Origin of the sequence: Actinopolymorpha alba DSM 45243, assembly GCF_000373925.1 — a bacterium.
Classification (GTDB): Bacteria; Actinomycetota; Actinomycetes; order Propionibacteriales; family Actinopolymorphaceae; genus Actinopolymorpha; species Actinopolymorpha alba.
On record NZ_KB892707.1, the window covers coordinates 143363 to 164890 of the forward strand.

Here is a 21528-nt window from a genome sequence, read left to right on the forward strand (position 1 = left end):
AGAAGTCAGTCGCGCTCGCAGCGGACCGCGGACTCCGTGCCGCCGAGGTGCAAGGCGGAGTTGACAAGGGCGATGTGGCTGTACGCCTGGGGAAAGTTGCCCACCATCCGGCCATACCTCGGGTCGTACTCCTCGGCGAGCAGGCCGACGTCGTTGCGCAGGTCGAGGAGGCGTTCGAAGAGCGCCCGGGCGTCCTTGGGGCGTCCGATGAGATGCAGGTCGTCGGCCAGCCAGAACGTGCACGCGAGGAACGCGCCCTCGGTGCCCGGTAGCCCGTCAAGGTTTTCACCGTCACTCGTGTCGGTGGAGTAGCGCAGGACGAGACCGTCGTGGGTCAGCTCCCGCTCGATCGCCTCGACCGTGCCGACCACCCGCGGGTCGGAAGGCGGGAGGAACCCCACCTGCGGGATGAGGAGGAGCGCCGCGTCGAGCTCGCGGGAGCCGAAGTACTGCGTGAAGGTGTTGCGGTCGGCGTCGAAACCCTTCGCGCACACCTCACGGTGGATCTCGTCGCGCACCGCCTTCCACTCGGCGGCGGGTCCGCTCAGACCGAAGCGTTTCACCGCCCGGACCGCGCGATCCAGCGCCACCCAGGCCATCACCTTGGAATGGGTGAAGGGGCGTCGCGCTCCTCTGACCTCCCAGATCCCCTCGTCCGGCTCGCCCCAGTGCTTGATGAGGTGGTTGATCAGGACGCACTGAAGGGACCAGGACTCCTTGTGGATGCCGAGCGGTCCGCGAGCGACGGCGAGCGCGTCGATCACCTCGCCGTAGACGTCGAGCTGGAGTTGGTCGACCGCGCCGTTCCCGATGCGAACGGGCACCGAGCCCTCGTAGCCCGGCAGCCAGGGGAGTTCGTACTCGGGCATCCGCCGCTCGCCGGCGACACCGTAGACGTTCTGCAGGTCAGGCGCCGACCCAGCGATCGCGCGGAGGAGCCACTGCCGCCACGCGGACGCTTCCTGGGTGTAGCCGCTGCGGATGAGGGCCGCCAGCGTCATCGTGGCGTCGCGCAGCCAGCAGAAGCGATAGTCCCAGTTGCGGACCCCACCCAGGTCTTCCGGAAGCGAGGTGGTGGGCGCCGCGACGATGCCGCCGGTCGGGTCGTACGTCAGAGCCTTCAGGGTGAGCAGCGACCGGAGGACGGGCTCGCGCCACTTGCCGGAGTACCAGCACTGCTCCGACCAGTCGTTCCAAATCGCCTCGGTCTGCGAAAGGGCAAGCTCGGCGATGACCGGCGACGGAGGTGGGAGGTGTGAAGGGCTCCAGGTGAGGACGAACCGCACCCGGTCGTTCGGGCCGACCTCGAAGTCGGAGTACGTCGCGAAGTCCCGGCCGTGGGAGGGTACGTCGGACCGCAGCCACACCGAGTCGGGCCCCGCGACCGCGGCGATCTGGTGGTCGACGCGGCGGACCCACGGGATCACCGAGCCGTAGTCGAACCGCAGCCGCAGGACGCTCTGCATCGGCACCCTGCCGGAGATGCCTTCGACGATCCGGACCACATCGGGGGCCTCATCGCGTGGTGGCATCAGGTCGATCACCCGGACGGACCCGTCAGGGGTGTCCCACTCGGTCTCGAGGATGAGCGTGTCGCCGCGGTACCGCCGCCGGGTCGCCCGGCCGGTGCCGCCCCGTGGGGCGATCCTCCAGTGGCCGTTCTCAAGCGTCCCGAGGAGCGCGGCGAAGCAGGCGCCAGAGTCGAAGCGCGGGAGGCACAACCAATCGATCGACCCTGACCGGCTGACCAGCGCCACGGTCTGCATGTCGCCGATGATCGCGTAGTCCTCGATGGGAGCACCCATCCCGTCCTACCTCCTCCGCTCGGTAAAACACCGGGGTTCGTGGCGGCGTTCCCGTCCAGTGTTCTCCGCCGAGGCGAATCTCGCCGCCTCCTTGAGGTCGCGGGACCTCTCAGAGGTCGGTTATCGCGGCCGGGCCCGGGTGTCGCGGCGGCCGGGCGAGCCGGCGGGGGAGCGTCGCGGGCGGGAACCCGCGGCCTCGTCGGCGCTGCGCAGGCGCTGGCGGAGCCGGCCGCCCTTCGCCTCGTCGTACGCGAGGAACCCCAACCCGCCGACGGCGACCGCGGCGAAGAGGTACCACTGGAGGGCGTACGCCAGATGGGGCCCTTCGGACAGCTCCGGCGCGGGCAGGGGCCGCGGCGCGCCGGCGGCGGTGGGGACGGGCTCGACGAGTTCGAGGTAGCCGCCGAGGACGGGGTACGGCAGCGTGCCGGCGATCTGGGGTACGTCGATGAAGCGCACCTGTCCCCGCTCGGGCCGGCCCCGTCCAGGATCGGCGTGCTCGCTCTGGCGCACCCGACCGGTGATCGTGACGTCACCGGACGGCGGAGCCGGTGACGCCGGGGCGCGCACGGAGCCGGAGCTTGGGATCCACCCGCGGTTGACCAGGATGGTGTTTCCATCCGTGGTGACGAGCGGGGTGAGGACGTTGTACCCGGGTTCGCCTTCGAGCGGGCGATAGCGCACGAGGATCTGATGCTCCGCGTCGTAGGTGCCGCGGGCGCTGAGCTGGCGCCATTGGTCCTGGCTACGGGCAGGGCGATCCGGCGCGAGGATGGTCCCGACCGGGCGGCTGGGGGCGCCGTCGTTCGTTGTGATGACCGCGTTCAGTGCACGGCGTTCGTCGAGACGCTGCAGTTGCCAGCGGGCAAGCAGGACGAACGTCGTGACCAGTACGACGACCGCGACCATCAGCGCGATCCAGCGCGGTCGCAGCAGAAAGCGGTACACGAGCAGTGACGCTAACCGAGTCCCCCGCCCGACGCGCCGGTCGGGGTCGGGGATCCCGGCCGGCATCCAACCCGGCTCCGCACTCGGCCCTGTCGGATGGGCGGCCTAGGCTGAACGCGTGGGTGCGCAACTTGTCGACCGTTTCGGGCGGATCGCGACAGATCTACGGATCTCGTTGACCGACCGATGCAACCTCCGCTGCAGCTACTGCATGCCCCCGGAAGGGCTGCCGTGGCTTCCGTCACCTGACGTCCTCACCGACGACGAGGTGGTCCGCCTGACCGGAGTCGCGATCCGGCTCCTCGGCGTGCGGGAGGTGCGGTTCACCGGCGGTGAGCCGTTGATCCGGCGCGGGCTCGTCGACATCGTGCGCCGCACCAGCCAGTTGGACCCGCGCCCGGAGATCTCACTCACCACCAACGGCATCGGACTCACCCGCCTGGCCGGACCGCTCCGCGAGGCGGGCCTGGACCGGATCAACGTCTCCCTGGACAGCCTGAGCACCGAGACGTTCCGGGAGCTCACCCGGCGCGACCGCTGGACGGACGTCGTGGACGGTCTCGCCGCGGCGGAGGGGGCCGGGCTCACGCCGGTGAAGGTGAACGCCGTCCTGATGCGCGGCGTCAACGAAACCGAGGCGCCTGACCTCCTGGCCTGGTGCCTCGAACGCGGGTACGAGCTGCGGTTCATCGAGCAGATGCCGCTGGACGCCCACCACCGGTGGAGCCGCTCCGTGATGGTGACCGCCGACGAGATCCTGGAGCGGCTGCGCGAACGCTTCGACCTCACGCCTGCAGACCCGCGGCAGCGAGGGAGCGCTCCCGCGGAGTCGTTCCTGGTCGATGGTGGGCCCGCGCGAGTGGGGATCATCGCGTCGGTGACGAGGCCGTTCTGCGGCGACTGTGACCGGGTACGCCTCACCGCCGACGGTCAGGTCCGCAACTGCCTCTTCGCACGGGAGGAGTCCGACCTGCGCGGCGCTCTGCGGGCGGGCGCCGATGACGCGGACCTCGCCCGGCGCTGGCGGGCGGCCGTGGCGACGAAGCAGCCGGGTCACGGGATCGACGATCCGACGTTCCTCCAGCCGACCCGGCCGATGTCGGCGATCGGGGGCTGAGGCGCGCCGGCCGGGCTCAGCGCTCGTCGAGCGGCGCGGTCGGGTCGAACGGCACGACTTCGCGCAGGAAGTTCCGTGCCGTCAGGAAGTCCGTGAGGTGGGCCCGGTGCTGGTCGCAGGCGAGCCAGGTCTTGCGCCGCTCGGGCGTGTGCAGGCGGGGGTTGTTCCAACGCAGCGCCCAGGTGGCCGGCGCGGAGCATCCCCTGGCCGAGCAGATGGCGGGCTCCGGATCGGGCTGCTGGGTCATCGTGAGTGCTCCGCAGCGGACGGTGAGGGGGATAGATGAGGTGTCCCGCTATGCGGGACGGCGGGCCCGAACGTCGTCACACATCGAAGGTGGATGCGGAGCGTGATGAAAATGCGCCATATCCGCCTGGTTTGACTGCGGTGCGTGATGCTGTGACAATCCGGCCCCACAACAAGAAGCGATGCCGGGCAGCCACGGGGGAAGCCGCCCGGCATCGCATCACGTCGCACTCCGACGGGGGAAGCGGAGCGCGCAGAAAGAGTTTGGCATGAACGCCCCGGCCAGGTCTAGACGGGCCTGCCGTTATTTTGCGAGGGGACGCTGGCGTCGGGCCCGCTCGGGAGTTGCCGTTCGTGATCGGGGACGTAGGGCAGGGGAGCCTCCGCACGGCGCTCGCGACCCGCGTTCGCGATCACCACGGCGATGTAGGGCAGGACGAAGGCGGCCACGATGAGCAGCCATCGAAGAATGCCCTCCGTGACGAACGCCAGCACGAAGCACACTGTCCGTACTCCCATGGAGAGCAGATAGCGCACTTCACGCGAGCGAATGTCTTCCTTGAGGCTCTTGGGCGCCCCGGAGATGCGGAAGACCGGTTGGACCGGCTTCTGATGCATCAGACCCTCCTCCACTCCTCTTGCCACCGTACGCCCGTTCGACCCTCGACGGACCACCGCAGAGGGCATGACGGATGTCATGCTCCGAACACGACTCACGACGGGGGAGCCGCGGCGCCCGCCGCGGGAGCGTATGTCCCATGACAACGTCAAACAGTGCCAACCCCGGCATGGCGGTCCGACTCGACGGACTGGTCAAGCGGTACGGAACCATCCAAGCGGTCCGAGGGATCGACCTCGACATCGCGCCTGGTGAGGTGGTCGCCCTGCTCGGGCCCAACGGCGCCGGCAAGTCGACCACCATCGACATGCTGCTCGGACTGGCTCGACCCGACGAGGGATCGGCCAGCATCTTCGGTAACCCGCCCGAGCAGGTGGTCGCGCAGGGACTCGTCGGAGCGATGCTCCAGTCCGGGTCGCTGCTCCCAGACGTGACGGTCGGCGAGATCGTCGCGATGTTCGCGGCCCTGCACCGCAAACCGCTCAGCGTGGGGGAGGCGCTCGAACGCGCCGGTATCGCCGACCTTGCCAAGCGCCGGACGGCCAAGCTCTCCGGTGGACAGGCGCAGCGGGTCCGGTTCGCCCTGGCCGTCGTTCCCGACCCAGACCTGCTGGTGCTCGACGAGCCCACGCGTACCTCCTCGCCAAGGGCGCCGTCGCGATGCTGGTGGCGGCCCCGGCGATCCTCCTCGTCTTTGCCGCGGGCGGGGTGCTCGCACATGTCGACCTGTCGGGGTCGCAGTGGCTGGCCTCGGCCGTGAGCACCTGGCTGGCGATCGTGCCGTTCGCGCTCATCGGCCTGCTGATCGGGTACGCCTCCTCGCCGGACAGCGCGCAGGCGATCTTCTCCGCGACGTTCATGACCATGTCGCTGTTCGGCGGCATCTTCATCCCGGTCGAGGTGATGCCGAAGGTGATGGCCAACCTGGCGCAGGTCCTGCCGTCGTACTGGCTCGGAATCCTCGGACGCAGCCCGCTGGGGACCGGGGGGTTCGAGTGGCGAGCGGTGCTGGTCCTCCTCGCGTGGACCGTGGCGCTCGCCCTGGTGGTGGCCCGCAGGTACCGCGTCGACACGGCCCGCGCCTGAGCGGCCCCGCTGCCTCTAAGGTCCCAGCTTGCGGTGACCAACGAGCGGCTGCGGTTCTCCCGCGACCTTCACGACATCCTTGGCCACAGCCTCACGGTGATCACCGTCAAGGCGGAGTTGGCGGGGCAGCTTGTCCAGCGGGCTCCTGACCGGGCGTTGGCCGAGATCAACGACGTCGAACGCCTCGCCCCGGAAGCGCTAGCTGACGTTCGGGCAACTGTCGAGGGCTATCGCGGCGCCAGCCTGGCCGCCGAGATCAGCCGGGCCCGTCGGGCGCTCACCGCGGCGGGGATCGCCTCCACCCTGCCCAACTCCATGGATGAGGTGAGCGGACCGCAGCGTGAGGTCTTCGGGTGGGTGATCCGGGAGGGCGTGACGAACGTCCTGCGGCACAGCAAGGCCCGCGTCTGTCACGTCCGGCTCACCCCGACGAGTGTCGAGGTCACCGACGACGGGATCGGTGCGGGAGCGACCGGCCGCCCGGAGTTCAGGGATGGGCACGGACTGAACGGCCTTCGTGAGCGGGTGGCGGCAATCGGTGGCACCCTCACCGCGGACTCCGTGCGCGACGGGGGCTTCCGGCTGCACGCGATGATCCCGGACGGAGTCACTGAATGACCGAGCCGATCCGGATCCTGCTCGCCGACGACCAGCACCTGGTGCGGGGTGCGATGGCCGCCCTCCTGTCCCTGGAGTCCGACATCGCCGTCGTCGCCGAAGTGGGACGTGGCGACGAGGTGGTGGCGCGGGCGACGGAGACCAGGCCGGACGTCGCCCTGATCGACGTCGAGATGCCGGGTGCGGACGGGATCACCGCCACCCGCGAGCTGCGGACCGCACTGTCGACCTGCCGGGTGCTTGTCGTCACGACGTTCGGGCGTCCGGGGTACGTCCGGCGGGGGCGAGTGGGTTCGTGGTCAAGGACACCCCGGCGTCCCAGCTTGCCGACTCCATCCGGCGGGTACATCAGGGCCTGCGGGTCGTCGATCCCTCGCTCGCCATCGAGTCACTGGCGGCCGGCGACAGTCCTCTGACACCACGCGAACGCGATGTCCTGCGGGAAGCGCGGGCCGGCGGGACCGTGGCCGACCTCGCGCGGGCGCTCGTGCTGTCGGAGGGGACGGTACGCAACCACCTGTCCAGCGCGATCGGCAAGACAGGTGCGCGGACCCGCGCCGAAGCGGTCCGGATCGCTGACTCCCAGGGTTGGCTCTGAGCAACGTCTGCTCTGTGTGCCGCGGGGCGCGCCAGGGGGTGCTGGCGTAATGATCACGTATACGTGGTCATTGCATGCCTCACATGGTGTCGACACCACGTGAAGCTGGTAATGACCACGTATACGTGATCATTCGGCACGGTGGAGGCAGTCGGCAAGGGATTTGCCGGCGGGGCTCGAGCGGTGTGGCGGTGGCGGGGGCGAGCGTCAGCTCTGCTCAGGTCCAGATGGGGAGCACCAGGCGGCTCGCGGCCCGTCCACCGTGGTGGACCGTCTGGTCGGCCGCCTCGCAGGTGTCGAACCTCGGATAGTTGGACGACGCGATCTCGACCCGGATCCGGTGGCCCGCCGAGAACGTCTGTGCCGTGGAGCCCACCTCGACCTCGACCTCCACGGCGTTCCCGCCCGGCGTAGGAACGCGGCGGATCGAGTCGACGACCAGCATCGCCGTCCCGTCCGGGTGGACGTCGACGAGCTTGACCGTGACGTCGGCGAGTGGGGCGGTGGACTCGAAGACCACGTGCGCCCGGACCATCCCCACGATGGTGAGGTCCCGCTCCAGGACATCGCTTGTGTAGACGAGGACGTCGGGGCGTTCCTCGAGCGAACGCTGGTCAAGCGGCCCGGCCTCGGGTGGCACCGGATGGAGGGTGCGGCCGCCGTTGGTGGGTACCGGATCGCTGGGGTCGTGGCGGTAGTGGTCGGTCCCCGACTCTGCCGGCGCCGACCAGGACAGGCGCCCGCCCTCGGCGAGGTACAACGGGACCGCCTGGGTGGGCGGCGGCCAGTCAGCCAGGTCCAGCCAGCGGTTGGCTCCCATGACGAAGACGCGTACGCCGGATGGACCGTCCCGGTCGGCGATGGTTTCGCTCAGGAAGGCGATCTGCTCGTCGAGCAGGCCGTTGAAGTCGCCTTGCGCGCGGACGCCGAAGTCGAGGTGACCAGTGGTGCGTCTCAGCATGGTCGCGTGGGCCCACGGACCGATGACGAGTCGCTGCCGCCGGTGGGAGTGGCCGTCGTCGGCGGCACGTCCGGCGAGCTGGGTGTACCCGCGGATGGTGCTCTCGCAGAAGAGGTCGTGCCAGCCGGCGAGGTGGTAGCCGGCGACGCCGAGATGGCCGGGAGCGGCGCCGGCGTCGAGCGGGTTCCAGAGTTCGGTGTCGTCCGTGTCCAACCAGCGCGACCAGTCAGGGCTGATCCGCGTCAGGGTGGGGGTTCCTGGCAGCCCGTCGAGGCTCGCCGGCCACCGGTCGAGCTCGTCGATGGCCGCGTCGACGAGTTCGGTGTCGAGGTTGCTGCCGAGCGCGCCGATGCCGAGGGTCCACGAGGAGAAGACACCGAGCTGCAGTGCGCCGCCTTCGTACACCGCGTCCCGGATGGTCGGGCCGGCAACGGCTGGGGCGATGGCGCGCAGGGCCGCCGGGCGTTCGGCGGCGGCGAGCCACTGGGTGAAGCCGTTGTACGAACCACCGGCCATGGCGACCGCGCCGTTCGACCATGGCTGGCTCGCGCACCACGCGATCGTCTGCGCGCCGTCCATGCGTTCGGCCCGGAACGGCGAGAACGTTCCGGGCGAGTCCCAGCGTCCGCGCACGTCCTGGGTGACGACCGCCCAGCCCAGCCGGGCCAGCCCGATCGCGTCGTAGGCGCCACGCACCGAGGCGCGGCCGTACGGCGTCCGGACCAGCAGGACCGGGTGGCGTTCCCCGTCGTCGGCGACGGTCACGTCAGTCGCGAGGGGTACTCCGTCGATGGTCGTGACATCGGTATCAAGGCTGACGATGCGTGCGGCTCGTCCCACGATGGCGAGCCTACGTTTCGATGACCGCCGCGTGCCGCTGTCTGCCGGCCACCCTCGGCCACGGATGACGTCACCCGACGTCATCCGACATCACCATGCCGTTGACATGATGCCGGTATGACGTCATGATCGCCCGCATGCCTTCTTCTGGAAGCCCTCACCCAGCCGCGCCGCCGAGGCGTCGCTCGCGGCTTGGGGGATGGAGCATGCCGCCCTCAGTGCGTGGGATTGTCGCGCTTCTCCGGATCCTGCCGCAGGTGAACTCTCGTACGCCGGCCCTTCTCGTGGTTGGTGCTTTCCTCGCCGCGGCCCTCCCGGTCGCGGTCGCGGTGGTGACAGGTCTGTTGATCGGGTCGATCCCGGCCGCGGTGCGGGACGGAGCGGACTCGGCCGCCACGCAACGGACCTGGACCCTGCTCGTCGTGGTGGGTGGCCTGATCGTCGTGCAGCGGGCCCTGAGCCCCGTCCTCGACGCGCTGGCAAGGACGCTCGGACGCGAGACCGACCGCTACCTCCAGGAGCGGGTGATCGCCGCGGTCGGTCGTCCAGATGGCGTCGCCCACCTGGAGGATCCGGCCGTTCTCGACGAGATCCGCGTCGTACGCGGGCTCGGCGCGGACACCAACCGCCCCGGCCGTGCGGTCGAGGCGCTGGCACGGGTGTTGCCCGCCTGGCTGCAGGCGCTGGGTTCGGCCGCGGTACTACTGGCGTTCGCGTGGTGGTTGGGGCTGGCCTGGCTGGTGGCCTGGCCGCTGATCGTCTTCTTCATGCAGCGGGAGTACGTCCGGGTCGGCCAGGTTGGCTACGGGCAGAGCAGCGCGTTGCGGCGGGCGGAGTACCTCCGCGACCTCGCACTCAACCCGCCGGCCGCCAAGGAGGTGCGGGTCTGGGGCATGCTCGGCTGGCTCATCGAGCGGTTCGAGGTGACCTGGCGGAGCGCGATCGAGCCCGTGTGGAAGGTGCGGCGCCCCCGCCCGGGCGTTCTCTTCGGTTCCAGCGGCGCGGTGCTCCTGATCAACCTCGGGTCGTACGGCGTTCTCGCCTGGGCCGCGACCCGGGGCGATCTTGGTCTCGCGGCGCTGGCGGTCTATACGCAGGCGTTGGGAGGGACCAACTCCTATGCGGCGTTCGACGACGACAACGCCTACCTCTCCTTCGCCGCGGTCTCGGTGCCGAAGGTGATCGGGCTGGACCAGCGGCTTTCCGCGGAGGGGCAGGCCGCGCGCCCGGAGGCGGCGGCCGCGGTCGGTGTGGCCGGCGCCGTTGGTGTGGCCGGCGCCGTTGGTGTGGCCGCCGCCGTTGCCCCGCTGGCGGCGGACTCGCCGCAGACCGAGATCCGCTTCGAAGGGGTGCGGTTCCGGTATCCGCGAGCCGACCGCGAGGCGCTGGCCGGGCTCGACCTGGTGATCCCGTCCGGCCGCTCGCTCGCCATCGTGGGGGAGAACGGCGCGGGCAAGACGTCCCTCGTCAAGCTGCTCTGCGGTCTGTACGACCCGACCGGAGGCCGGATCTCTGTGGGCGGCGTCGGGCTGGAGCACCTTGACGTGGATGTGTGGCGGTCCAGGGTCGCGGTGTTGTTCCAGGACTTCGCCCGCTATCACCTGCCGGTGCGCGACAACATCGGCCTGGGGGCGCCCGCCCTGGCGGACGACCTCGACCGGCTGCGGAGCGCGGCCGCGAAGGCAGGCGTCCTGGAGCTCATCGAGTCTCTGCCGCAGGGCTGGGACACGGTGCTGTCCCGCGAGTACACCGGTGGGGTCGACCTGTCGGGCGGCCAGTGGCAGCGGGTCGCGCTGGCCCGGGCGATGTTCGCGGTCGAGGCGGGCGCTCGGGTGCTCATCCTCGACGAACCCACGGCCGCGCTCGACGTCCGTGCCGAGGCGGAGTTGTACGACCGGTTCCTCGAGCTCACGGCCGGCCTCACGACCTGCCTGATCTCGCACCGGTTCTCGACGGTACGCCGCGCCGACCGGATCGTCGTCCTCGCTGACGGAAAGATCGCCGAGGACGGTACGCATGAGCGGCTGATGGCCATGGACGGCCGCTACGCGAGGATGTTCACGTTGCAGGCCGCGCGCTTTCTCGACGATGCCGTGGCCGGCAGCCCGCGAGGGGATGACCAGTGATGCGTGAGGTGTTCCGTGCGTACCGCATGACGATCGCGATCGGGTTCCGTGCGGCGCCCTGGCACGCGACGTTCCAGCTGCTGACGGGTATCGCGATGGCGCTGGGCGCTCCGGTCCTCGCCTACGGCGGCAAGTTGTTGGTGGACGCGGCGGTGGCCGCGGACCTTCGGCTCGGCCTGGTCGCGACGGGTGTGCTCGCCGCTGGCATGGCCCTGGTCCTGATCGCGGTCTTCTACTACGTCGACTGCGTGTTCGGGGTGATCGAGCGGGCGCAGGCGTTCGCTGACCGGCGCCTGATGGATCTGGTCGGTGGCGCCGACGGGCTCGCGCACCACGAACGCCCCGACTACCTCGACGAGGTCCAGCGCATCCGCGAGGAGCGAGTGGCCCTCGCGCTCATGACGAACGCGACCGCCGGCATCCTGCGTGCGTCAGTGTCGCTCGGCGCCACCGGGTTCCTGCTCGCCCAGCTGCATCCGGCGCTGTTGCTCCTGGTGTTGGTCGCCGCCGTCTCGGTCCTGGTCGGCAAGCGCAGCAACGACCTCGACGTCGCGGCGCAGGAGGAGACGACCGAGCCCGAACGCCTGCGCCGCCATCTCTTCGAGGTCGCGACCGCTGCCTCGTCGGGCAAGGAGCTACGGATCTTCGGACTTACAGACGAGCTGGTGCGCCGACACCATGACGTGTCGGAGACGGTTGTACGCGGGCGCAACCAGGCGACCTGGCGCGGTGCGCGCCTGCAGGTGGTCGATGCGCTGGTCTTCGCACTGGCGTACGTCGCAGCGATCGCCTTCGTGCTGTACCGCGCCGTCTCCGGGCTCGCGACCCCCGGAGACGTGGTGCTCGCGATCGGACTGGCCTCGCAGTTGACCAACGTCGTGGCGGTCGGGGTGTCGTACGGCACCGCCTTCTTGTGGGTGTTGAAGATCGCCCGGCGGCTCGTGTGGCTCGAGGATCACACCCGCAAGGCACGGTTGACGCCGGTAGATCCGGCTCCGGTGCCCGACCGGCTTGAGCAGGGGATCGACATCCGGGGAGTGTCGTTCGGGTATCCCGACACGTCCCGGCCGGTGCTCGACGGGCTGTCCCTGCACCTGCCGGCGGGGAAGGTGGTCGCGCTGGTCGGCGAGAACGGCGCCGGTAAGACCACCTTGATCAAGCTGCTCTGCGGCTTCTACCAGACTGACGAGGGGCAGGTCCTCGTGGACGGGGTCGCGCTGGGCCGTTTTCCCGTGGCCGCGTGGCGCTCGCGGGTCAGCGCGGCGTTCCAGGACCATGTGGCGTTCGAGTTCCTGGCGCGCGAGACCGTCGGTGTCGGCGACCTCGCCCGGATCGACGACCCTGCGGCCGTGACGGGCGCTCTGGAACGCGCGGGTGCGACCGGCGTACTCGACATCCTGCCGAACGGCCTGGACACCCAACTCGGCAAGGCGTGGGAGGGCGGCGTCGACCTGTCCGGCGGGCAGTGGCAGCGGCTCGCCCTCGGGCGGGGACTCATGCGGCCCGACCCGCTGCTGGTCGTCTTCGACGAGCCGACGGCCGCGCTGGACGCGCAGACCGAGCACGCGTTGTTCGGGCGGTTCGCCGAGGCGGCGCGTGCCGGCCAGAGTCGCGGGACGGTGACGCTGCTGGTCTCGCACCGCTTCTCGACGGTACGCATGGCCGATCTCATCGTCGTTCTCGAGAACGGTGCGGTGCTCGAGCAGGGCGACCACGCCGAGCTCATGGCGGTCGGCGGGTTGTACGCCGAGCTCTACACCCTCCAGTCCAAGGCGTACCAGCACTGACGGGCCCCGGAATGATCACGTAAACGTGGTCATTCGCCACCAGGCAAGGTGAATTTGCCGCGTGTCGTGGGGAATGACCACGTAAACGTGATCATTCCCCACGACACCAGCGTGGCGGTCAGGGGTACCGCACGAGGTCGGGGGTGACCTCGGCGACGGAGCGGCACCCGCACAGGGCGAGTGCCTCGTCAACCTCTTCGTGCAGCGAGCTCAGCAGGTCGCGGACGCCATCGGACCCGCTGGTCGCGAGCGCCCACAGCGCGGGCCGTCCGACGAAGGCCGCGTTGGCTCCGAGCGCCAGCGCGCGTACGACGTCGCGACCGGTACGGATGCCGCCGTCGACGTACACCTCGCACTCCTCGCCGACGGCCGCGCGGACCTCGGCGAGCGCGAACGCGGTCGCCAGGGCGCCGTCCAGCTGGCGGCCGCCGTGGTTGGAAACGTAGAGCGCGCTGGCGCCGGCCTCGACGCACGAACGGGCGTCATCGCCGCGCAAGACACCCTTGACGACGACCGGCAGCCCACCGGAAACCTCCCGCAGCCAGCCGATGTCGTCGAACGTCACCGACGGGTTCTGCCAGGTGCCCTCGTCATCGCGGGCCACCAGCTCAGGGATGAGGAACCGCGCGCTGCCGCCCACCGGCACGTTCGCGGCCCGCGCCTTCGCCGCGACGTACGGCGTGTCGGCGGTCAGCACCAGCGCCCGGGCACCGCATGCCGCTGCCCGCTCGACGATGCGGGCGCTCAGATCACGGTCCCGGAGGACATAGACCTGCAGCCACCAGGGCCCGGCCACCGCCGCCACCTCGTCGAGGCTCGCGGTGGCCCGGGTCGACAGGACGTACAGCGATCCGGCGTCCGCCGTTCCCTTGGCGACCCCAGCCTCACCGCTGGCATGCGCGAGCGTCTGGTAGCCGGTCGGTGCGACGTGCACGGGCGAGGCCACCGGCGTACCCAGCAGTGTGGTGCCGGTGTCGACGCGCGCCACGTCGCGCAGGATCCGGGGCCGCAGCGGAAACTGGCGCCAGGCCGCGTCGTTGGTGGCGAGCGTCTCCTCGACTCCCGAACCCGTCGCGAGGTAGCCGAAGATGTCAGGGGGCAGGATTTCGCGGGCGCGTCTCTCCAACTCGTCGTAGGTCGTCACGAGCGGCATTGTCGACCGGGATGGGGTTCCCGGCAACGGCGGTTGGCTGGCCGCGGACTCCTTGATTTCCCGGCCGGCTCCGGCCGCGCCAGCGTTTTGGCGACCCGGCACGCCGGGGACAAACCTCTCACCGGTGATCGAGTTCCAGGCTGCTAGCGTGCCTGGTGTGTGGATCCGGCCCCGGACGGTGTCTGCCTGTCAGGGCCCACCACCTCAGCTACGACCAGCACGAACAGGGGAGGCGTCGTGGGTCGATCAGTACTCGTGACTGGCGGGAACCGTGGCATCGGACTGTCGGTCGCGCAGGCGTTCCGTGATGCGGGCGACAATGTGGCCATCACCTACCGCGGTGGCGAGGCCCCCGAGGGCTTCCTCGCGGTCAAGTGTGACGTGACCGAGCCGGAGACCGTCGAAGCGGCGTTCGCCGAGATCGAGGAGAAGCAGGGCCCGGTCGAGGTCCTGATCGCCAACGCCGGCATCACCCGCGACACGCTGCTCCTCCGGATGTCCGAAGAGGACTGGTCGAGCGTGATCGAGACCAACCTCACGGGGGCGTTCCGGGTGTCCAAGCGCGCCGCGAAGGGCATGCTTCGGCTGCGCCGCGGCCGGATCGTCTTCGTGTCGTCCGTCGTCGGGCTGTTCGGCGGCGCCGGCCAGGTCAACTACGCCGCCAGCAAGTCCGGCATGGTCGGGATGGCCCGCTCGATCGCCCGCGAACTCGGGTCGAGGGGCATCACCGCCAACGTCGTGGCCCCAGGTTTTGTCGAAACCGCCCTCACCGACGAGCTGTCTGACGAGCTAAAAAAGCAGTATCTGGCTCAGATCCCGCTCGGCCGGTACACCTCCACCGAGGAGGTGGCTCGGGTGATCCGCTGGGTGGCAAGCGACGAGGCGGCGTACATCACCGGCGCGGTCATCCCGGTCGACGGTGGACTTGGAATGGGGCACTGAACAATGGGCGGAATCCTCGAAGGCAAACGGATCCTGGTCGCCGGCGTGACCATGGACACCTCGCTCGGGTTCGCGGTGGCCAAGGTCGCCCAGGACCAGGGTGCGCAGGTCATCATCACCAACTTCGGCCGGGCGCTGTCGATCACCCGACGGATCGCCAAGCGGCTGCCGGTCGAGCCCGCGGTGATCGAGCTCGACGTCACCAACGAGGAGCACCTGGCCGGACTTGCCGACTCGTTGCGGGCCCACGTCGACGGGCTCGACGGAGTGGTGCACTCGATCGCGTTCGCGCCGCAGGAGGCGCTCGGCGGTAACTTCCTCAACACGTCGTACGCCGACGCGGCTACGGCGTTCCACGTCTCGGCCTACTCCCTCAAGGGCCTGGCGATGGCCGCACTGCCCCTGATGAAGGAGGGTGGGTCCATCGTCGGGTTGACGTTCGACGCGAGCGTCGCGTGGCCGGCGTACGACTGGATGGGCGTGGCCAAGGCCGGCCTGGAGTCGTGCGCTCGCTATCTCGCGCGCGACCTCGGCCCGAAGGGCATCCGGGTCAACCTGGTCTCGGCCGGCTACACCAAGACCATCGCGGCTGGCGGCATCCCCGGCATCGAACGTGTCGAGAACGTCTGGAGCGAGCGGGCGCCACTGGGCTGGAACCCAACGGACAGCGATGCCACCGGACGGGCATGTGTCGCGCTCCTTTCGGACTTCTTCCCGAAGACGACCGGCGAGATCGTGCACGTCGACGGCGGCTACCACGCGATGGGCGCCTGAACGACCCGAACTCCGGCCGACCGTTCCTCTGGCCGGCCTCCGTTCCGCTGACTATTGCGTCGGGGGGACCCTTGTCCAGCTCTATTGGACAAGGGTGCCCCCGACGCATGCACGGCCCGCGTTGTAGTCGCGGTCCGGACTCCCCCGACGCGTGCACGAGGCTAGTCGCCCTTGACGTTGACGATCTGGTGGAGCGTGTGCCGGATCTCCACGAGGTCGCGGGCGTCAGCCATCACCTGGTCGACGTCCTTGTACGCCTGGGGAATCTCGTCGAGGAAGGCGTCGGTGTCGCGGTACTCGATGCCCTTCATCGCCTCCCGGAGTTGCTCGCGCGAGAACGTCTTACGGGCCGCCGACCGGGAGTACATCCGCCCCGCGCCATGCGGTGAGGAGTGCAGGGACACCGGGTTTCCCTTGCCTGTCACCACGTAGCTCGCGGTGCCCATCGACCCCGGGATCAGCCCCGGCTTACCTTCGGTCGCCTCGATCGCGCCCTTCCGGCTGAGCCAGACCTCCTTGCCGAAATGGCGTTCCCGCTGGGTGAAGTTGTGGTGGCAGTTGATCCGCTCGGCTTCGTCGACACTCGAGCCGTACCACTCCTCGAAGCAGCTGACCACCCGGTCCATCATTTCCTCGCGGTTGAGCAGTGCGAACTCCTGCGCCCAGGTGAGGTCGCGGATGTACGCCCAGAACTCCTCGGTGTCCTGGACGAGATAGGCAAGATCCTTGTCTGGCAAGGAGATCCAGTACTTCTCCATCAGCCGTTGGGCAACCTTGATGTGCTTCATCGCGATCTTGTTGCCAATACCTCGGGAGCCTGAGTGCAGGAACAACCAGACGCGGTTCTCCTCGTCGACCGTCACCTCGATGAAATGGTTGCCCGAGCCGAGCGTGCCCAGCTGGAACGGCCATTTCCCGGTGATCTGGTCGTAGTCGAAGCGTGCCTTGCCTTCCAGGTGGGCGATCCGCGCCTTCGCGGTCTCGGTGAGCGTGGTGTTGTAGACGCCCGCGGACAGCGGAATCGCGCGTTCGATGGAAAGCCGCAGTGCCCGGCGGTCGAGCCCGTCGAGTTCGTCGACAGTGACCTGCGTACGCACGGCGATCATCCCGCAGCCGATGTCGACGCCAACAGCGGCGGGGATGATCGCGCGCAGGGTGGGAATCACCGAGCCCACCGTCGCGCCTCGACCAAGGTGTGCGTCGGGCATCAGAGCGACGTGCGGAAAGATGAACGGCATTGTCGCCGTCATCTCGGCCTGCTGGCGGGTGCTGGGCTCCAGAACCGAAGCCCAGTTGAAGAGTCGCTTGCTGATCTGCTCCATGATCACTGCTCCTTTGTCGCCTGGGACGGTAACGAAGGACCCGGTGGTCAGGGAATCGAATTAGCGGTGGAGCGGCCGCTCATCTTTCAGGTTGTTGTCGCCGCCAGCCATGTGCGCGCGATGAACACGTGCCCCTCGGGTGTCGGGTGTACGCCGTCGTGGGCGAGTTTGGCCGGGTCGCGGGTCGCGGCCGCCTGCGTGATCAGCGTGTCGAGCGAAACCAGCGTCGCGGAATAGTCGGCGGCAAGCTGGCGTACGACTGCGATCTTCGGATCGAGGTCTTCACGCCAGGATTCCTGGCCGTCGCGCACCGGCAGGAGGAACGGCTCGACCAGGACCAGCGCCCCCGAGGAGCTGTCAACCGTTCCTTGCAGGATCGCGCGGTAGTCGCGTTCGAAGGCGTTTACGGGCGTCTCGTCGTCGCTGTCGTAACGCCGCCAGGTGTCGTTGATGCCGATCATGATCGAGACCACGTCGGGTGCGAGGTCGAGGCAGTTGGCCTGCCAGCGGGCCCGCAGATCGCGGATGCGGTTGCCGCTGATCCCGCGGTTGAGGAACCGAACGCCGTCCGCGGCGTGGATGCCGGCGGCGTACGTCGCCGCCACGACGGACGGATAGCCACCACCGAGGTCGTCCGGATTGGACCGGTCACGCCCGGCGTCGGTGATGCTGTCGCCGATGAAGAGCACCCGGTTTCCTGGCTTCAGTAGGCTCACGGCCTTGGACCCTAGGCGGTTCCGGCGTTGTGCGGCAGGCGACGTCCAGGACTGGACGTACCCGGTCTGGTCAAAGGTTCACGAATCATGCAGCCGCGCCTAGACGCTCTGCGCGCGCCCGCGGCGAAAGCGCTGGTACCAAGCTTCGGAGGCCTCGTCGGCCAGGCGGTCGAAGGCTGGGCGCGGGATGGCGATGTCGGCGTGCCCGGGAATCTCGAGAAAATCGAGCAGGTGGCGCACCGTCGCCTGGTAGTCGGCGACGAGATCTTCGTAGACCACGGTGTACGGGACCACGCCCCAGCGGTCGAACTGATCCTGCATGTCGGCCTCGCGCTGGTTGGCGCCGATGAGCAGGAATTCGAGCGCGTCGTGATCGTAGCGGTCAATCACATCGGCGGCGCTGGTGCGCGGCGGCGCCTCGCCCACCACGGTGTCGGCGCGGTTGGGCCGGTGCCACTCCTGTGATCGGATCGCGCGCAGCCACGAGACTGCCAGGCGCAGCTTGTTCCGCCGGGTCATGAACACGTGTTTGCAGGCGGGAAAGACCGCTGCCCAGGCATTGCGTCCATCGGGATCGGCCACGTCCGGGCTTACACCCGCGAACAAAGCCGTCAGTTCCTGGTGCAGGCCGGCGCTCATGCCGTATTTGGCGCCCATCACACCGTTGGGCGTGGCAGCCTCGCGCCAGAAGAAGTCGCGCAGCTGAACGGCATCGGGGACGCCATATTTGACCGGCAGCCCGTGGCCCGCCGGGTCCTCGAACCACTCGCGCGGACGCCCGGCGATGCCGGTGTCCTCCAGCGCTTGGGTCAACATGGTGCTGCCCACGCGCTGGCTGAACCAAATGAGATACGACTGTCGGGGCGCTGCGACCGCCATGCGCGGAGCTTAGCGCCCGGCGCACGGCGCCGCGTGGGCGCGAGCGGGCTGGTCTTGATGTGCCCGGCGTCCACATCCTTCGCGGCGTTGCCAACAACTCCGCTCTCGGCCCTCGCTCTCAGGGCCGGTAGGCGTCCGCGCGATGCTGAATATCCATCACGATGATCGTGCGGCTGTCGTCATCGATCCGATAGCGAATGCGATAGGTCGAGCGTCGGGCGACCCAGTAGCCGGCCAGCGGCGCACGCAGCCTTTTCCCGATGCGCTGGGGTTCGTCCCGAAGCGCTCCGTTGATGAGTTCCCAGGCCGCCATCGCCACTTTGGGAGGTAACTCCTGGCTGAGTGCGCGACGAGCCGGTCGGTCGATCTCCAGTGCGTAACGGTCGCTCACGCCGCTCCGGCCTCGCGGCGCAGGCGCTCACGGAGAAGCGCTTCCATCTCTTCACCGGTGAGGGTGTCGCCGGAGGTATGGGAGGCCTCAGCCTCGGCGAGCCGACGAAGGCTCTCGGGATCGCCGAGTAGGTCCAGGGTCTCCATGATCGATTCATAGTCATCGGCGGAGAGCAGGACGGCGGAGGGTACGCCGTTTCGGGTGATCGTCACAACGTCCTGAGTGCGAGCTACCTCTTCCACCAGGGCTGAGAGCCGGTTACGGACTGTGGCAAGCGGAAGTGTCTGCATGGCTAGAATTCTAGCCACTTCACGGGAGGAGGAGGTTGAGGTCGCCGAACTCGTGCCACAGGTAGCCCTCCTCCAGCGCGGCGGCGTAACAGCGGTGGACCAGCTCCGCTCCGGCGATCGCTTCGAGCATCAGCAGGTGCGAGGCCCGGGGTTCGTGCAGGCCGGTGAGGAGGCCGGACACGACCGAGACGCCCCGGTGCGGGGTGATCACCAGATCGGTCCAGCCCTCCGTCGCGGTCACCACCGGCGTTCCGCCGTTCGCCGCCGCCGCGTCGGGGGCTACGGCCGACTCGAGCGCCCGGACGGCCGTCGTACCCACCGCGACCACCCGCCCACCCGCCGCCAATGCGCCATTGACAACCCGCGCGGTCGGCTCGGGTACCTCGAACCACTCGGCGTACGGCGGCTCGTGGAACTCCGGTGACGCCACCCCCGTGTGCAGCGTCACTGGTACGACGAGCACGCCCCGCGCCACCAGCCGGGTCACCAACTCGGGCGTGAACGGCCGACCCGCGCTCGGCATCTCCGCGCTGCCGGGCACCGTCGCGAACGCCGTCTGGTAGTCGTCGAGCGGCCATCTCTGCGCGACGTAGCCGTACCTGATCGGCCGGCCGAACTCCGCGAGGTAGGCGGGTACGTCCGTCACGGTGACCCTGGCGTGCCACAGGCGCCCGGAGACGTGGCGCTCCCTCAACACCACCTCGGCCCCGCCGGGCAGCCCGATCCGCTCGCCTGGCTGCCCGCTGGCGTCGGGCTCGGCGTCGCGGCGGAGTTCCACCAACCAGGATCCGTCGGGCGCCAGGGTCGAGAAGTGCACGGTCCGGTGCCCGTCCGGCAGGTCGATGGCCGCCGGCAGCGTGCCAGACCGGTTGACGACGAGGACGTCGCCGGGTTCGAGCAGGTCGGGCAGATCCGCGAACCTCTGGTGGCGGATCACGTCCGGTGTTGTTCCGGCCCCGTCCGGGCCCATCCCCAGCCCGGCCTGCCCGACCAGCAGCCGTACTCCGTCCCGGCTCAGCCCTCGTGCCTCCGGCGGCTCGTGCGCCTCGAGGTCTGCCGGCAGCTCGAACTCCAGCGACGGTGCGATGGCCTGGCTGACTGACTCGGTCCGCAACGCGCTCATGCGCGTCCTCGCTTCGCTGCGGGCGCGCATGAGGCACCCAGGGCGCTGTGCTTGGTGATTCGCTCGCTCATGCGGGCACCTCGGAGAGCAGGTCGGCGGCGCGGTAACGACCGCTCGGGCGTCGTTCCCCGATCAGGCGCAGGAACGCCGGCACCACGGTGTGGGGGAGCGGCCGGTCGGAGATGTCCTCGCCCGGGAACGCGTCCTGGTGCATCTGGGTCCGCAGGTCGCCTGGATCGACCCACCAGACGCGAACGTCCTCCCGCGCCTCGCTGAGCTCCACCGCCAGGACGCTGGACCACTGCTCGAAGGCCGCCTTCGCCGAGCCGTACCCACCCCATCCGGCGTACGCCTCGACCGCGGCGTCGCTGGTGATGTTGACGATCGCCCCCTGCCGCCCGCGGAACTCGGCGAGGGCGAGTTGGGTCAGCGCGAGCGGCGCCACGACGCCGACCTCGAGGATCTCGCGGTACGCCGCCAGGCCGAGCTTTTCCATCGCCGGAAGGGGACTCGGGCCGAGCGTGCCCGCGTTGTTCACCAGCAGATCGAGCCCACCGAGGTCGCGGGCGGCCCGAACCAGCGCGGCCCGGTGGTCAGGGTCGGTGACCGAGCCGGCGAGCGCCACCACCTCGCCGGCGGATCCGACGCGTGCGCCGTGCTCCGCGGCGGCGTCGCGCAGCGGTTCCTCGCTGCGCGCGTCCACGACCAGCGACCACCCGTGGTCGGCCAGCCCCCCGGCGAGGGCGAGGCCAAGACCACGGGACGCGCCGGTGACAAGAGCGACAGGCATGGATTCCTCCTTGGGGACGCTGCTCAGCAGCAGTGCGGAGCGGGCTGGGAGTTGCTCGAGACGCGCTGGCGGGGTACGGCGATCGAACGCCGTGCCCGCAGGCGCGGGAAGTTCGGTCCCCGGCGCCCGGTTTGGGCACCCTTCTGGTTACCGGCCTGGTTGGGGGTCTGGTGCGCTGCCTGGCGCGCGGTCCGGCGCAGGCGCCTCCACTGCGCCTCCTGGTGCAGGTCGGCGATCCGCGCGTGGGCCAGGTCCCGGATCAGCTGGTCGTTCATCATGATTTCGACCTTAGGAACGCGCGTGTCGCCGGCCATCGGACCGCGGTTCGGTCGGGCCTAGGCCATTGGACCTACACCTCGCGCCCGGTCCGCCGCGGCCGGCGGGCGGGTACCGTTTC

At 69.6% G+C, this 21528-nt stretch carries 22 protein-coding genes and 1 pseudogene; 9 read left to right on the forward strand and 14 right to left on the reverse strand.

The features are described from left to right. Nucleotides 1-5: 5 nt before the first annotated feature. Together B141_RS0100620 and B141_RS38265 are read right to left on the reverse strand one after the other, a co-directional pair. Nucleotides 6-1805, reverse strand: a complete 1800-nt coding sequence (locus B141_RS0100620) for a glycoside hydrolase family 15 protein (protein WP_020573227.1) — start codon at nt 1803-1805, stop codon at nt 6-8. A gap of 120 nt (nt 1806-1925) precedes the next feature. Then, nucleotides 1926-2753 (reverse strand): SURF1 family cytochrome oxidase biogenesis protein, encoded by an 828-nt coding sequence (locus B141_RS38265; protein WP_063828550.1) that lies wholly within the window; start codon nt 2751-2753, stop codon nt 1926-1928. 118 nt (nt 2754-2871) lie between these two features. On the opposite strand from B141_RS38265, the gene moaA reads away from it, so the two are divergent. Next, nucleotides 2872-3870: a GTP 3',8-cyclase MoaA gene (moaA, locus tag B141_RS0100630; protein ID WP_020573229.1), complete on the forward strand. Its 999-nt coding sequence runs from the start codon at nt 2872-2874 to the stop codon at nt 3868-3870. A gap of 16 nt (nt 3871-3886) precedes the next feature. On the opposite strand, the gene B141_RS0100635 is transcribed toward moaA, so the two are convergent. Next, a complete protein-coding gene (locus tag B141_RS0100635) occupies nt 3887-4117 on the reverse strand; it encodes a hypothetical protein (RefSeq protein WP_020573230.1) in 231 nt (76 codons plus the stop codon). Nucleotides 4118-4404: 287 nt separating this feature from the next. Beyond that, entirely contained in the window at nt 4405-4734 is a 330-nt protein-coding gene (locus tag B141_RS0100640; RefSeq protein ID WP_020573231.1) for a DUF3099 domain-containing protein, read from the reverse strand. Nucleotides 4735-4874: 140 nt separating this feature from the next. Between B141_RS0100640 and B141_RS38270 the strand changes: the two genes are divergently transcribed. The 4 genes and pseudogenes from B141_RS38270 (at nt 4875) to B141_RS38285 (ending at nt 7037) form a co-directional block, all read left to right on the forward strand. Then, nucleotides 4875-5495: an ABC transporter ATP-binding protein gene (locus B141_RS38270; protein ID WP_084678025.1), complete on the forward strand. Its 621-nt coding sequence runs from the start codon at nt 4875-4877 to the stop codon at nt 5493-5495. Further along, entirely contained in the window at nt 5396-5821 is a 426-nt protein-coding gene (locus B141_RS38275) for an ABC transporter permease (protein ID WP_084678026.1), read from the forward strand. Before B141_RS38270 ends, B141_RS38275 begins: the two co-directional genes overlap by 100 nt. Nucleotides 5822-5854: 33 nt before the next feature. Further along, a complete protein-coding gene (locus B141_RS38280; RefSeq protein WP_020573233.1) occupies nt 5855-6439 on the forward strand; it encodes a sensor histidine kinase in 585 nt (194 codons plus the stop codon). After that, nucleotides 6436-7037 (forward strand): annotated as a pseudogene (locus tag B141_RS38285) (response regulator). The gene B141_RS38280 and the pseudogene B141_RS38285 overlap by 4 nt, the downstream one beginning before the upstream one ends. 217 nt (nt 7038-7254) lie before the next feature. Here the strand turns inward: B141_RS38285 and B141_RS38290 are convergent. Then, on the reverse strand, nt 7255-8838 hold the full coding sequence (locus tag B141_RS38290; protein WP_157180714.1) for a CocE/NonD family hydrolase: 1584 nt from the start codon (nt 8836-8838) through the stop codon (nt 7255-7257). A gap of 206 nt (nt 8839-9044) precedes the next feature. Here B141_RS38290 and B141_RS38295 point away from each other — a divergent pair, with 206 nt between their 5' ends. Together B141_RS38295 and B141_RS0100675 are read left to right on the forward strand one after the other, a co-directional pair. After that, nucleotides 9045-10964: an ABC transporter ATP-binding protein gene (locus B141_RS38295; protein ID WP_157180715.1), complete on the forward strand. Its 1920-nt coding sequence runs from the start codon at nt 9045-9047 to the stop codon at nt 10962-10964. Then, nucleotides 10964-12751 carry an ABC transporter ATP-binding protein gene (locus tag B141_RS0100675; RefSeq protein WP_020573237.1) on the forward strand — a complete coding sequence of 596 codons (1788 nt, stop codon included), beginning with the start codon at nt 10964-10966 and terminating at the stop codon, nt 12749-12751. Before B141_RS38295 ends, B141_RS0100675 begins: the two co-directional genes overlap by 1 nt. Nucleotides 12752-12869: 118 nt before the next feature. On the opposite strand, the gene B141_RS0100680 is transcribed toward B141_RS0100675, so the two are convergent. Then, nucleotides 12870-13904: an alpha-hydroxy acid oxidase gene (locus B141_RS0100680; protein WP_020573238.1), complete on the reverse strand. Its 1035-nt coding sequence runs from the start codon at nt 13902-13904 to the stop codon at nt 12870-12872. 237 nt (nt 13905-14141) lie between these two features. Between B141_RS0100680 and B141_RS0100685 the strand changes: the two genes are divergently transcribed. Beyond that, on the forward strand, nt 14142-14846 hold the full coding sequence (locus tag B141_RS0100685) for a beta-ketoacyl-ACP reductase (protein WP_026256771.1): 705 nt from the start codon (nt 14142-14144) through the stop codon (nt 14844-14846). 3 nt (nt 14847-14849) lie between these two features. Beyond that, on the forward strand, nt 14850-15620 hold the full coding sequence (gene fabI, locus B141_RS0100690; protein WP_020573240.1) for an enoyl-ACP reductase FabI: 771 nt from the start codon (nt 14850-14852) through the stop codon (nt 15618-15620). A 161-nt stretch (nt 15621-15781) separates the two neighbouring features. On the opposite strand, the gene B141_RS0100695 is transcribed toward fabI, so the two are convergent. The 8 genes from B141_RS0100695 to B141_RS0100730 form a co-directional block, all read right to left on the reverse strand. Next, nucleotides 15782-16942 carry an RtcB family protein gene (locus B141_RS0100695; protein ID WP_020573241.1) on the reverse strand — a complete coding sequence of 387 codons (1161 nt, stop codon included), beginning with the start codon at nt 16940-16942 and terminating at the stop codon, nt 15782-15784. Nucleotides 16943-17028: 86 nt separating this feature from the next. Next, nucleotides 17029-17658, reverse strand: a complete 630-nt coding sequence (locus B141_RS0100700; RefSeq protein ID WP_026256772.1) for an SGNH/GDSL hydrolase family protein — start codon at nt 17656-17658, stop codon at nt 17029-17031. Between the two features lie 99 nt (nt 17659-17757). Next, the gene (locus B141_RS0100705) at nt 17758-18537 is read right to left on the reverse strand and encodes a Stf0 family sulfotransferase (RefSeq protein WP_020573243.1); all 780 of its coding nucleotides are present in this window, start codon (nt 18535-18537) and stop codon (nt 17758-17760) included. Between the two features lie 118 nt (nt 18538-18655). Beyond that, the gene (locus tag B141_RS0100710) at nt 18656-18928 is read right to left on the reverse strand and encodes a type II toxin-antitoxin system RelE family toxin (RefSeq protein WP_026256773.1); all 273 of its coding nucleotides are present in this window, start codon (nt 18926-18928) and stop codon (nt 18656-18658) included. After that, nucleotides 18925-19218, reverse strand: coding sequence for a type II toxin-antitoxin system Phd/YefM family antitoxin (locus B141_RS0100715; RefSeq protein WP_026256774.1), 294 nt, complete (start codon nt 19216-19218; stop codon nt 18925-18927). The genes B141_RS0100710 and B141_RS0100715 overlap by 4 nt, the downstream gene beginning before the upstream one ends. A gap of 19 nt (nt 19219-19237) precedes the next feature. Continuing rightward, entirely contained in the window at nt 19238-20341 is a 1104-nt protein-coding gene (locus B141_RS0100720; protein WP_020573246.1) for an S-adenosylmethionine:tRNA ribosyltransferase-isomerase, read from the reverse strand. A gap of 67 nt (nt 20342-20408) precedes the next feature. Next, complete coding sequence (locus B141_RS0100725) at nt 20409-21131, reverse strand: SDR family NAD(P)-dependent oxidoreductase (protein WP_020573247.1); 723 nt, start codon at nt 21129-21131, stop codon at nt 20409-20411. Nucleotides 21132-21154: 23 nt separating this feature from the next. Beyond that, nucleotides 21155-21409, reverse strand: coding sequence for a hypothetical protein (locus B141_RS0100730; protein ID WP_157180716.1), 255 nt, complete (start codon nt 21407-21409; stop codon nt 21155-21157). Between the last annotated feature and the right edge of the window lie 119 nt (nt 21410-21528).